Source organism: Bifidobacterium xylocopae, from assembly GCF_003315615.1.
Taxonomy (GTDB): Bacteria; Actinomycetota; Actinomycetes; order Actinomycetales; family Bifidobacteriaceae; genus Bombiscardovia; species Bombiscardovia xylocopae.
On record NZ_PDCH01000001.1, the window covers coordinates 260314 to 273351 of the forward strand.

The following is a 13038-nucleotide window of genomic DNA, read 5'->3' on the forward strand; positions in this document are numbered from 1 at the left end:
GGTCCAGTATAAGGCAGGAGCTCAACAAGAGGCCCTGGTGGCATATGGCAATGCCCTTCCGAGTCTTCTGAACCACCGTGAATTACATGCCATATATGTGTACGCATATACGGCAGGCGCCTCCCCTGCCTGGAAGGCAAAGGAGGCGCCTGCGGCACTCAAAGGCTTGGGGGTTCAGAGGACCCTCAAGACCAGATGAATGTGGTTCTCTTACTCGTTGTCGCCGGCCGTGGCAGCGGTAGCCGAGATGTTCTTCTGACCGGCGCGGTTGGCATCGGGCCAGACCCAGTCGGTGTAGGCGGGGTGGTCAAAGCCCTTGTCCACAGCGAATTGGAAGGCCTCGGTGCGGAACTTGGTCCATTCGTCGATCTTGCCGGCGAACTTCTGGGCGTCCACCATCTGCAGGGCGGAGGCTGCCAGGCACCAACGATCCATGTCGTTGACACGCACCATGTCGAACGGCGTGGTGGTGGAGCCTTGCTCCTTGTATCCGTGGACCGAGAAGTTGTCGTGGTTCGGACGGCCGTGGATCAGGCGGTAGATGGAGCCCGGGTATGCGTGGAAGGCAAACAGGACCGGCTTGTCCTTGCCGAAGAGCTTGACGAACTCCTCATCGGACATGGCTTCGTCATTCTCTTCGGTGTCCTGGATCTTCAACAGGTCAACGACGTTGACGAACTGGACCTTCACGCCCATCTGCTGCAGCATGTCGTTCGCGGCCAGGGCCTCCTGTGTCGGGATGTCACCGGCCGTGGCGATGATCACGTCCGCATCCTCGGCGTCACTGGCGTTCGAGGCCCAGTCCCAACGGGCGGCACCCTTATCCAGCTCTGCCTTGGCCTCGTCCACCGACAGATAGGTGGCAGCGGGCTGCTTGCCAGCGAAGATGGCGTTGATGCAGTTGGTGGACTTGTAGGCACGCTCGCCTACAGCCAGCAGCATGTTCGCATCGGCCGGGAAGTAGATGTTGGTCACGTGGTCGTTGTTGAACGACTTGTTCAGCAGGATGTCCACGAAGCCCGGATCCTGGTGGGAGAAGCCGTTGTGGTCCTGGCGCCACACATGGGAGGTGACCAGGATGTTCAGTCCGGCGATGGGCTTGCGCCACGGAATCTCGCGGACCGTGGCCTCCAGCCACTTGGCGTGCTGGTTGACCATGGAGTCGATCACGTGCACGAAGGATTCATAGGTGGACCAGATGCCGTGGCGCCCGGTGAGCAGGTAACCCTCCAGGAAACCTTCCATCTGGTTCTCCGAGAGCTGCTCGGTGACCTGGCCGGTATGGGCCATATGTTCATCGGTCTGCTCCGACAGGTACTCGGCGTCCCACTGCTTGTTGGTCACCTCATAGGCGGCGGCCAGACGGTTGGAGGCCGTCTCGTCGGGGCCGAAGATGCGGAAGTCGGTTGGGTTCTTCGCGAGCACGTCGCGGGTGTAGTAGCCCAGGACGCGGGTGGCCTCGGTGGCGCCCCAGCCGTGACCATGGCTATTGACATCTATCTCGTAGTCGTGGATGTCGGGCAGGTCCAGCGGCTTCAGCAGACGACCGCCGTTGGCGTTCGGGTTTTCGCCGATGCGCAGGTCGCCCTTGGGCATGAACGAGGTGACCTCGGGGCGGATGGCACCCTTGTCGTCGAAGAGCTCCGCAGGCTTGTAGGATTCGAGCCAGCCCTTGAGCACCTGGAAGTGGGCCTCGGTGTCGCGGGCGGATGCCAGCGGCACCTGATGGGCGCGCCAGGAACCCTCGGTCTTCTTGCCGTCGATGAACTTCGGGCAGGTCCAACCCTTGGGCGTGCGGAAGATGATCATCGGGTAGAAGGGGCGGGTCATGTCGTCGGTCTGGGCCAGCGCCTTGATCTCGCAGATGTCGTCGAAGACGGACTCAAGCAGGTCGGCGAAACGACGGTGGATGGACATATGGTCCTCGTTGTCGAAGCCGGCGACGAACTCGTGGGGTTCGTAACCCATGCCGTGGAAGAACTCGTGCAGCTCCTCATCCGAGATGCGCGCGAGGATGGTCGGGTTGGCGATCTTGTAGCCGTTCAGGTGCAGGATCGGCAGCACGATGCCGTCGGTACGGGGATTGACCAGCTTGTTGGACTGCCAGGAGGTGGCCAGTGCACCGGTCTCGGCTTCACCGTCGCCCACGACCGCGGGAACGAAGAGGGAGGGGTTGTTCATGACAGCGCCGTATGCATGGGACAGGGCGTAGCCCAACTCGCCGCCCTCATGGATGGACCCGGGGGTCTCAGGCGCGAAGTGGGAGGGAATGCCACCGGGGTAGGAGAACTGACGGAAGAACTTCTGCAGGCCCTCCTCGTCCTTGGTGATCTTCGGGAAGTACTCGGTGTAGGTGCCGTCGATGTAGGACTGCGAGGTGCCGGCGGGGCCGCCGTGTCCGGGGCCCATGATGAAGACCGTGTTCTGCTGGTGGTCGGCGATCAGCCGGTTGATGTGGCCCAGCAGGAAGTTCAGGCCGGGCGTGGTGCCCCAGTGGCCGACCAGGCGGTGCTTGACGTCCTCGCGCGTGAACGGCTCCTTCATCAGCGGGTTGCTGCGAAGGTAGATTTGGCCGATGGAAAGGTAGTTGGCTGCGCGCCAGTACTTATCGACCGCTTCCAGGGTCTCCTCGGAGACAGGAGCGTCGAGCTTCTTCCAAGGGGTGCCGATAACAGGATTCGTCATGTGTACTCCTGCACTTTAGTGCGATTGATTGTTTACATTCGGTAGTAAGGCTGCCGACGGACCTGGAGGCCGGACGGTTCCCTATTTCCCTATCGCCCTTATGGTACGAGGAAGAGACGACTTTCAGGGTGTTTTTTGACCGGGCGTGTTCGCATCTGTGCATATGGCGATGCCTTTGTGTTCGCTTGTGTACAAGCGGTCGCGCTTGTTTTTCCCTCAAGCGAGCGAGCCGCGCGTTCTCCTCAGGCGTAACAGTGCCTATGGGCCCGCCGGTGTCAACCCTTCCGCTTCGGGCTTGGTGGGCCGCTGGTTGTCGGAAAGTGCGGACATAATCAATGTATCGGCTTATATATATATGGAATAAGAGGAGCGTCATGGCAACAGGACCTGTTCTGGTCGTTGATTTCGGGGCTCAATACGCCCAGCTGATCGCGAGGCGGGTGCGCGAGGCGGGTGTCTACTCCGAGCTGGTGCCTCATTCGATGCCGGTGGGGGAGATGCTGTCCAAGGACCCCCAGGCCATCATCCTGTCCGGAGGGCCCGCCTCGGTCTATGTCGAAGGCGCTCCCAGGCTCGATCGGTCGATATTCGAAGCAGGGGTGCCTGTGTTGGGTATATGCTACGGCTTCCAGGTTATGGCGCACGAGCTCGGCGGTGTGGTGGATAAGGCGGCTCTGGGCGAGTACGGCAAGACCGAAGCCGTGATAGACCGCGCCGTGGGCATCCTTGCCGGATCGCCGGACCGGCAGGTCACCTGGATGAGCCATGGGGTGGCCGTCGAGCGCCCGCCCGAGGGTTTCGAGGTCCTGGCCCATACTGAGGGGGCGCCGGTCGCCGCCATGCAGGATCCCTCCCGCAAACTCTACGGTGTCCAATGGCACCCGGAGGTGACGAACACCCCATTGGGCCAGGAACTCATCTCCACCTTCCTGCACGGGTGCGCCGAGCTTGAGCGGAACTGGAACGCAAGCGGCATCATCGAAGACCAGGTCGAAAGGATACGCCGTGCAGTAGGTGACGATCAGGTCATCTGCGGCTTGTCCGGTGGGGTCGATTCCGCTGTGGCTGCGGCTTTGGTGCATCGCGCGATCGGCGACCAGCTCACCTGTGTGTTCGTGGACCATGGGCTCCTGCGCAAGGGGGAGGCCGAGCAGGTCAGGCACGACTTCGTGGCCGCCACCGGCATCAAACTCATAGCGGTGGACGCCTCTGATGACTTCCTGCGGGCGCTCAAGGGTGTCTCGGACCCCGAACGTAAGCGCAAGATCATCGGGGAGAAGTTCATCCGCACATTCGAGAAGGCGCAGCGTCAGGTCATCGAAGAGGCCGGGAGGACCGGCAAGGAGGTCAAATACCTGGTGCAGGGCACCCTCTACCCGGACGTCGTCGAATCCGGGGGCGGCGACGGTGCGGCCAACATCAAATCCCACCATAATGTGGGCGGCCTGCCCAAGGACGTCAAGTTCCAGCTGATCGAACCCCTGCGTACGTTGTTTAAGGACGAGGTGCGGGCCATCGGCACCGAGCTGGGCCTGCCCGATGAGATTGTCTGGCGTCAGCCCTTCCCCGGCCCGGGCCTGGGCATCCGCATCGTCGGCGAGATCACCCGCGAGCGCCTGGACACCCTGCGTGATGCCGATGCCATCGTTCGCGAGGAGCTGTCCAAGGCCGGGTTGGACCGGCAGATCTGGCAGTGTCCGGTGGTGCTCCTGGCCGACGTGCATTCGGTGGGCGTTCAGGGCGACGAGCGTACCTACGGTTCGCCCGTCGTCCTGCGACCCGTGTCCTCGGAGGACGCGATGACCGCAGACTGGTCCCGCTTGCCCTACGAGCTGCTGGCCACGATCTCCACCCGCATCACCAACGAGTGCCGGCAGGTCAACCGTGTGGTCCTGGACTGCACCTCCAAGCCCCCGGCGACCATCGAGTGGGAGTGACCAACTTCCGTTGACGGCCATCCGGCGGCAGGGGCCGCTGGTGCAGGCACCGTAGGGCATTCCGACCTGCGGTGCCTGCATCGTATTGCGGGACTCGCGATGTTACGACTCGGACAATCGTCCGGCCTCATGTTGACTTCAAGCCGCTTGAACTTCGTATGCTGCAAGGGTCGGAACAAAGATCGAAGTGCGCTGACCGCAGGTATGCGGATGCGTGCGAGCAGACATGAAGGGTGACGGGAATCATGAAAGCAGCTATGTTCGTGGAGCCGGGCAGGGTGGAGCTCGCGGATGCGCCGATGCCGGTGATCGAGAAGCCGGGCGATGCGATCATCCGCGTGGTGCGTGCCTGCGTATGCGGTTCGGACCTGTGGTGTTATAGGGGCATCTCCCAGCGCCAGGCGGGGACGTTCGTGGGGCACGAGGCGATAGGTGTCGTCGAGGATGTGGGTCCTGATGTAAGCCATATTCATCCCGGTGATTTCGTAGTGGCGCCCTTCACGCATGGGTGCGGACACTGTGCCGCTTGCAAGGCCGGGTTCGACGGTGATTGCATGAGCAAGGAGCCTGGCGGCAACGGTGGATACCAGGGTGAATACTTGCGTTTTGCCAACGCCGATTGGGCCCTGGTCACAATTCCCGGAGCGCCTGCCGAATACAGCGACGATATGCTCAATTCCCTGCTGACGCTCTCGGACGTCATGGCTACTGGCTACCATTCAGCGGCCACCGCACAGGTCAAGGGCGGGGACACTGTCGTTGTCATGGGTGATGGTGCCGTAGGTCTGTGTGGGGTGATTTCGGCCAAGCTGCGTGGGGCCGAGCGCATCATAGCCATGAGCAGGCATGCTGACCGGCAGGCGCTGGCTCGGGGGTTCGGCGCCACGGATGTCGTCGCGGAGCGCGGCGACGAGGCGGTGGAAAGGGTGAAGTCGTTGACCGCGGGTGCAGGGGCGGATGCGGTCCTGGAATGTGTAGGCACCGCACAGTCGGTGGACACGGCCATCAAGGTGGCCCGGGCAGGGGCTGTGGTGGGGCGCGTCGGCGTGCCCCAGCGCGCGCAGATGAACACCAATGAGCTCTTCTGGCGCAACATCGGTCTGCGCGGCGGTATCGCTGCGGTGACCACTTACGACAAGGGGCTCCTGCTTGACGCTGTCTTGAATGGTGACATCCATCCGGGCAAGGTCTTCACCCAGCGTTTCTCCCTGGACAGGATCCAGGAAGCTTACGAGGCCATGGACCAACGTACCGCTATCAAGTCCCTGCTGCTGGTCAGTGAATAAGGAGCGGGATGTCACCGGCGGTCTGCTGTGGGTTGACGCCGACTGGATCAAAGGAGTTTGACATGGCACGGGTGTTGATCATCGGAGCCACCGGCACAGTGGGAAGCGCCACCCGCGAGTACCTGCTGGACCACACGAACGACGAACTCACCCTGATGGCCCGCCGCACCGATGGCCTGCAACCACTGCGGGAGGATCGCGAGCGGATCGTCACCGGTTCGGTCACTGACCCCTTGGCGCTAAGCGAAGCGTTGGGGGAGCAGGATGCGGTCTTCGCGGCTTTGACCGGCAACCTGACCGGCATGGCCCGCGACCTGGTGGAGGGTATGGGGAAAGCCTCAGTCAACCGGCTCATCTTCATCACCTCCATGGGCATCTACGACGAGATCCCCGCCTCAGTCGGCGCTGAGGGCAACCTGTCGCGCAACCCCATGCTCAAGGACTACCGGGGGGCGGCCGATGAGGTAGAGGAGTCGGGTCTGGAGTACACGGTCATCCGGCCCGGCTGGTTCATGGACGGCGAGGACCCGGACTATCAGGTCACCCGCAAGGGCGAGCCCTTCGGTGGTCACGACGTCTGCGTGTCAAGCATCGCCGACCTGGTCATGCGACTCATCCATACCCCGGGCATGGGGATAGGGGAGAGTCTGGGTATCAACCACAGGTGAAATTGGACGCTGGCCTTTTCCGGGTCAGGAAACTGGGGCGTCTCCCGAACCACTGAGGGGCATACGCGGGAAAGCACACGCTGACGCACGTTCACGGGTCCGTGGCGTGTGCCCTCAATATGCCCTAATATGTCTCAGGCATGAGTGGGTAAGATGGCATGCAGGGCCACCAGGGGTTTGGCTCCGAGGCTGATGATGCGGTGGGGGTCAGGGCGGTTCACCGTGGCGGCCTGACTGCGATGCTGTACAGCTCTTTCAAGCGTCCGATCAGTCGTCCGGCGGCGTAGACCCGGTAGCCCGGCTTTGCCGGCATGCTTGCCGTCCCCGAGCCGATTCCACTGGTTGGCCCGGCGACCAGCACCACCCGCCTGCCCGTTCCGGCCGTATCGTGTCCTTGCCGGAATGAGTCAAAGGGCCGCGGGATCGTCGTCGGTCTCGATCGATGTCGTCCCGCGTGGACCTGGGGTGGCGACAAGGACCTGGGGGGCTTGCGAGCTCGTGGCCAGGCAGAAAGTGAATTCCACGTTCGTAGCTGCACCCCAGCGGCCGTTCCTGTCCAGGGCGATGAGGGAGAAGGCGCCTGCCTTGCCATAGCGGTGAAGCAGCTTGTCGATGAACGGATATACGGCCCGGTCGCAGGCCTCCTGCGGCTCCAAACCCTGGCCCATCATACGGACGATCTCGTAGGAGACGCAGCCTTTCATGATGTCTTCACCAAGTCCGGTGGCGGTCGCGCCTCCGATTTCCGAGTCCACGTAGTAGCCCGAGCCGGGCAGGGCGGAGTCTCCGATCCGCCCCGCCTTTTTCATGAACAGGCCGGATGTCGAGGTGGCCGCCGCCATTGAGCCTGATGAGGACAAGGTGATCGCGCCTACGGTATCGTGGCCGTCGTACGGGGCGATCTCGCCGGCCTCCACCTGTTTTTTCCGCTCCCGCCAGCTGGCCGCGGCCTGCTGACTCAGCATCGAAGGGACGGACATTCCCTGCTCGCGCGCGAAACGGCTGGCCCCTTCACCCACTCGGAAGGAGTTGAGGTGTTGCGCGCTCAAGGCGCGTGCCACCGAGACCGAGTGCTTGACATCATGGATGCCGGCGACGGCTCCCTGGGCCAACGTGTCCCCATCCATGAAGGCCGCATCGGTTTCCACCACGCCCTCCTCGTTCGGCAGGCCTCCGTAGCCCACCGACGTGTACCGAGGGTCGGCTTCCACCACTTTGATGAGCTCCTCGACCGCGTCCGCCGCCGTACCGTCCCGATCCAGGATTCCGGCGGCCGTGGCCACCCCGTCGTACGCCATCCGCCATGTCGCGATCGTCGCCCAGGCCATCGGTCTTCCCCTTGTCTTCCGCGCTTCGGAGGGTCGCGTTCACCCACCGCTATATGATGGAAACACTTATACGACGAATAGTAGAACAGCGGTCCGTCAACGTCGATGTGTGGGCCCGTTCAGGTGTGCCGGTGACCGGGGCCCCCACTCTCAGCCGCGGCTACGCAAGCGGATTCCTTCTAGGCGCCGCGTCGTGTGAAAGGAGCTGCAACCATGGACAATCCCAAGCCCACACGGGCCGGCGTCACCGGTCCCCGAGGGGTCTTCACTCTGACGAATTCGCCCTTGCTGGCCCTGGGCATCCTATCCATCTCCTTCCTGATGTCCGTCTCGAACGCCGTCTCGGGTACCATTCCCCTGATGAAGCGGTACTTCTCCAACATCTCCGAGGCGAATGTGGAGCTTCTGATCGTCATTCCGACCGGTGGCGTCCTGCTCGGCACCGTCATTTCAGGATTCGTGTCGAATCTGCTGGGCAAGAAGTACACGGTCATCGCCGGACTGGCCCTCTCGATGGTCTTTGGTGTCATTCCTGCCTTCTTCTATTCCTACCCGGCCATTCTGGTTTCACGCGCCATGTTCGGTGTCGGCATGGGTGTCTTCACGCCCTTGAGCGTTTCCTACATTACCGACCTGTTCCCGGAGGATACACGCAACCGGCTTCTTGGCTGGCGGAACTCGGTGGGGGCCATCGGCGATTCGATCATGCTCTTCATCGCCGGCTTCCTGATCTCAATATCCTGGCACACCACGTACCTGGTCTTCCTCTTCCTGATAGTGCCGATCGTCCTGGTCTCCCTGTTCGTGCCCAAGCGTCTGGACAATGTGGTCGTCGAGGGTGACAGGGAGGTCGAGGAGGTCTCCACGACCAAGCCATCGACCAATGCCGGTGTCATCCAGCTGGCCGTGGTGTTTCTGCTGGTCAACCTCTTCTACGCCGCCATATCCCTTAAACTCGCTTCGCACATCGTCGAGACCGGCATCGGTGATTCGGCGACCGCCACGCGCATCTTCGGCTTCCTGGTCCTGTGTTCGATCGTGTCGGGGGTGGCCTTCGAGAAACTGGCCAAGTGGTGCGGCAGATACACGGTATTCATCTTCGATGCACTGACCGCGGTGGTCATGGCCGCCATGCCTTTCACCCGCTCGATTCCCGTGCTGCTGGTGCTGGTGCTCGTGGCCGGCTTCTGCAATGGCATCATCAACCCTGCGCTGACGGCGCGAATGGTCGCATATTCACCGAAAGGATCCATGAATCTGACCACGTCGATCATCATCATCGGCATCAATATCGGTTCCCTGGCAGCCCCCTACTTCTTCCAAGGACTGGGGCGCCTGATCGGAAACGCCGCCCCCGGAACGATGATTTTGTGGGCGGGAGTGTTCTTCCTGGCGCTGGCCCTATACGACGTATTCATCGTCCACAAGGACGGTCTTCCCATCTGACGTCCACGAACAGCCGCGGACTTGCACCGTACGCGGGGAAAGGAAACGCGATTATGAGCGACAATGTCGAGTGGTTCAGGCGGGCCGGGTACGGCATGATGATCCACTGGGGTCTTTATTCCCTCCTGGCAGGCGAATACCGGGGAAGGTCCTCCTCGGCTTACGCGGAGTGGATCCAGTCCAGGTTCCGCATCCCGAACGAGGAGTATGGGCGCCTGGCGCAGGCCTTCAATCCGATCTGCTTCGACGCGGACCGGATCGTGGATCTCGCCAAGCGTTGTGGTATGCAATATCTGGTGGTGACAGCGAAGCATCACGACGGTTTCGCACTCTATCGTTCCAGGACGGATGCCTACAACGTCTACGATGCGACCCCCTTCCACCGGGATGTGATCGGCGAGCTTGCCCAGGCCTGCCGCAAGGCCGGGCTCAGGTTCGGTCTCTACTACTCACAGGACCTGGACTGGCATGACCCGGACGGCGGCGGCTATATGTCCAACGACATCGAGACCGCGGGCAGTACCTGGGACAACAGCTGGGACTTCACGGGCCCCAAGGATTACTCCCGGGCCTTCGAGCGCAAGATCATGCCGCAGATCCGCGAGATCATGAGCGGGTATGGTGACATCTCCATAGCCTGGTTCGATGTTCCGATGACCCTGACCGACGAACAGAGCCGGGTCATCTACGAGACCGTCAAGGAACTTCAGCCCGGTTGCCTGATCAACTCACGGCTGGGCAATGGCCGATACGACTATGTATCCCTTGGCGACAACGAAATACCGGCAAGCTTGGAGGCGAAGGAGCAAGCCGAGCGCAAGATCGACAGCGTGGACTACAACTCGATCACCGGCTTCAAGCCCTCCAGGCTGGGCCTGTACGAGTCCGCCGGGACCATCAACGACTCCTGGGGCTTTTCCTACCATGACCACAATTGGAAGTCCCCTCGGACCATCCATGACTACAAGAGCCGCCTCAACTCCATGGGCATCAACTATCTGCTCAATATCGGCCTGGACCCCCTGGGGCGGGTGCCGATGGCCGCCGAGCAAACCCTCCTCGCTGTGCGGGAGATGGACGGTCAGGCCGCCTGAACGGCTGGTGGCGTGCGCATCCGCTGACCCTGCCGGATTGACAGATTTCGCTGCCAGGGTAAACTGATGAATACGTTCACTTTCGAGGAGGTTTCGCTATGTTGCACACGCTCCGGCGAGACACCCGTCGATTTAGCTATTGGTGGCGCAGACTGGATCTGTAGCCCCAGGCTTTCAGCGGAAGGGCGCGCAGATCAGCGGCGAATCTGACTGTGTGGCCTCGCTCCAGACGCTGGTAAGCGGATGCTCGAACCCCGCAGCCGGAGAGGCTGCGGGGTTTTCGTATTGGCGACAAGCGGATGGAGAGACGACATGACCATGGCGGATATGACCAACGAGCTGGTGCGGGCGCAGAAACCCAGCGACATCCTGGGTTTCAACGCTGAGATCAGCGCAATCGAAGGCATCGTCAAACTGACGCTGGGGGAGCCCGACTTCCCAACGCCCGACCATGTCAAGCAGGCGGCGATCCGGTCCATCGAAGCCGACCTGTCGCATTACACGCCGAGCCGCGGACTCCGGACCCTGCGCCAAGCAGCCGCAGGCTTCCTCCACGAACGCTATGGTGTCTCCTATGACCCTGACAGTCAGGTGCTGGTGACCGCGGGTGCCACCGGCGGCATCTATTCGGTCCTGACCGCCGTCCTCAACCCTGCAGACACGGTCCTCATCCCAACCCCCATTTTCCCCCTGTACATCCCCATCGCGCGTATGGCGGGAGGGCGTACGGTCCTCATGGACACGTCCGATGACGGCTTCGTCCTGACCCCGGACAAGCTGGAAGCCGCCATTCAGTCGGACCCGGAACATGCCAAGGTCCTGGTCCTGAACTTCCCGACCAATCCTACGGGTGTGACCTACACCCGTGAGCAGCTGGAGGCCCTGGCAGTCGTGGCCCGCAGGCACGACCTAATCGTCCTGTCCGATGAGATTTACTCCGAACTCACCTACGAGGGCGCCCATGTCTCCATGGGCGAGGTGCTGCCTGAGCGGACCATCGTGCTCAACGGTGTGTCCAAATCCCACGCGATGACAGGGTGGAGGATCGGAATTGCTGCCGGACCGGCTGATCTGATAGAGCAGGTCGGCAAGGTCAGTGAATTCTCGATCACCTGCGCGACGGCGAACGCCCAGTATGCGGCCCTTGAGGCTTTCGCCAACGGCCGCGACGATGCCGAGCCCATGCGACGGGCATACCAGCGGAGGCGCGACTTCATGGTCACCGCCCTGCGCGAGGCCGGTCTGGGCGTGATCGATCCACAGGGGGCGTTCTACCTGTTCGTCGAGCTGTCCGAGAGAATGAAGGATTCATGGAAGTTCGCATATTCGTTGGCCCGTGAAGCCAAGGTGGCTCTGATACCGGGGGCCAGTTTCGGCCCTGGCGGTGACGGGTACGTGCGGCTGTCCTACGCGGCCTCGATGGAGGATCTGCGCACGGCTGCCGGGCGAATCAACCACTACATGGGGACCCACTGAAGCTGTGGGCCCCGGTTCCGCGGGGAAATGGAAACCAGAAAACGAAGGAGCGAGGAGGGGACGATCATGACCAAGCTGCTGATGTATTCGGTGAGGCCGGATGAGATGGAGGCCATCCGTGCATGGTCGCGGGACAATGGTGTCCAGGTCGATACGAACGGGCTGGAATTCAACGCATCGACCGCCGACCTGGCCAAGGGATATGACGGGCTGGTCATTCAGCAGCACGGGTCGATTGGCGGTCCGGATGTCTACGCCAAGCTCAAATCCTTCGGCTTGCACCAGATCAGTCTGCGGATCACCGGCTATGACATAGTGGATCTGGATCAAGCCTCGGCAAATGGCCTGGTCGTCACGAACGTTCCGGCCTATTCGCCGCGGTCGGTGGCCGAACTGGTACTGGCCCAGGCCATGCGTCTGGTGCGCCATCTGGGTGAATCCAGTGTCCGGCAGGCCAGTGGTGACTTCTCCTGGAATGGTCTGGAGGCCAGGGAGATCCACGACATGACCGTCGGCATCATCGGCGCTGGCAAGATAGGATCGGCGGTGGCCCGTATCTTCAGAGCCCTGGGGTCCAGGGTCATCGCCAATGATCCGGTCCACCGCCCGGAACTCGCCGACGTGTTGGATTACACGGGTCTGGACGAGCTGCTGGAACAGGCTGATATCGTGACGGTCCACACGCCCCTGGACGGGACGACCCACCATCTGATTAATGGTCGGACCCTGGCTGCGATGAAGCCGACAGCATTCCTGATCAATGCAGCCCGTGGCCCGATTGTGGACACCCAGGCCTTGATCGGCGGCCTTCGTTCCGGGCGCATCGCCGGAGCGGCCTTGGATTCGATTGAGGGGGAGGCGGGCATCTTCGGGGTTGACCGTTCTGTTTCCGGTTATGACAATGCGGCGCTCGATGTACTGGAGGCCATGCCCAATGTGGAGATTTCACCCCATATCGGTTTCTATACCGACGCTGCTGTGTGTAATATGGTCCAAATCGCCCTGGATGATGTCATGACCATCCTATCGGGGGGCGTTAGTCCTCACCAGGTCAACTGACCTGACCTGGGTGCGGAGAGGGTCCGCGCCTACGATCACCATAAACGGCCCCATCGGGG

The 13038-nt window shown here is 62.0% G+C and carries 9 protein-coding genes; 7 read left to right on the top strand and 2 right to left on the bottom strand.

Annotated features, from left to right (window positions below; translation table 11 throughout):
* Positions 1-210: 210 nt before the first annotated feature.
* A complete protein-coding gene (locus CRD59_RS01180) occupies positions 211-2685 on the bottom strand; it encodes a phosphoketolase (protein WP_113852760.1) in 2475 nt (824 codons plus the stop codon).
* A 374-nt stretch (positions 2686-3059) separates the two neighbouring features.
* Here CRD59_RS01180 and guaA point away from each other — a divergent pair, with 374 nt between their 5' ends.
* The 3 genes from guaA (at position 3060) to CRD59_RS01195 (ending at position 6576) form a co-directional block, all read left to right on the top strand.
* A complete protein-coding gene (gene guaA, locus CRD59_RS01185) occupies positions 3060-4622 on the top strand; it encodes a glutamine-hydrolyzing GMP synthase (RefSeq protein ID WP_113852761.1) in 1563 nt (520 codons plus the stop codon).
* A gap of 245 nt (positions 4623-4867) precedes the next feature.
* Positions 4868-5908 carry a zinc-binding dehydrogenase gene (locus tag CRD59_RS01190; RefSeq protein ID WP_113852762.1) on the top strand — a complete coding sequence of 347 codons (1041 nt, stop codon included), beginning with the start codon at positions 4868-4870 and terminating at the stop codon, positions 5906-5908.
* 62 nt (positions 5909-5970) lie between these two features.
* On the top strand, positions 5971-6576 hold the full coding sequence (locus tag CRD59_RS01195; RefSeq protein WP_113852763.1) for an NAD(P)H-binding protein: 606 nt from the start codon (positions 5971-5973) through the stop codon (positions 6574-6576).
* A 407-nt stretch (positions 6577-6983) separates the two neighbouring features.
* Here the strand turns inward: CRD59_RS01195 and CRD59_RS01200 are convergent, their stop codons facing one another.
* Positions 6984-7904 carry a N(4)-(beta-N-acetylglucosaminyl)-L-asparaginase gene (locus CRD59_RS01200; protein ID WP_113852764.1) on the bottom strand — a complete coding sequence of 307 codons (921 nt, stop codon included), beginning with the start codon at positions 7902-7904 and terminating at the stop codon, positions 6984-6986.
* A 213-nt stretch (positions 7905-8117) separates the two neighbouring features.
* Here CRD59_RS01200 and CRD59_RS01205 point away from each other — a divergent pair, with 213 nt between their 5' ends.
* The 4 genes from CRD59_RS01205 to CRD59_RS01220 all read left to right on the top strand — a co-directional run bounded on the left by CRD59_RS01205 (position 8118) and on the right by CRD59_RS01220 (position 12979).
* Positions 8118-9350, top strand: a complete 1233-nt coding sequence (locus CRD59_RS01205; RefSeq protein ID WP_113852765.1) for an MFS transporter — start codon at positions 8118-8120, stop codon at positions 9348-9350.
* Positions 9351-9403: 53 nt separating this feature from the next.
* The gene (locus CRD59_RS01210; RefSeq protein ID WP_113852766.1) at positions 9404-10444 is read left to right on the top strand and encodes an alpha-L-fucosidase; all 1041 of its coding nucleotides are present in this window, start codon (positions 9404-9406) and stop codon (positions 10442-10444) included.
* A gap of 312 nt (positions 10445-10756) precedes the next feature.
* Positions 10757-11920, top strand: a complete 1164-nt coding sequence (locus tag CRD59_RS01215; protein WP_113852767.1) for an aminotransferase class I/II-fold pyridoxal phosphate-dependent enzyme — start codon at positions 10757-10759, stop codon at positions 11918-11920.
* Between the two features lie 66 nt (positions 11921-11986).
* On the top strand, positions 11987-12979 hold the full coding sequence (locus CRD59_RS01220) for a D-2-hydroxyacid dehydrogenase (RefSeq protein WP_113852768.1): 993 nt from the start codon (positions 11987-11989) through the stop codon (positions 12977-12979).
* Positions 12980-13038: the final 59 nt, after the last annotated feature.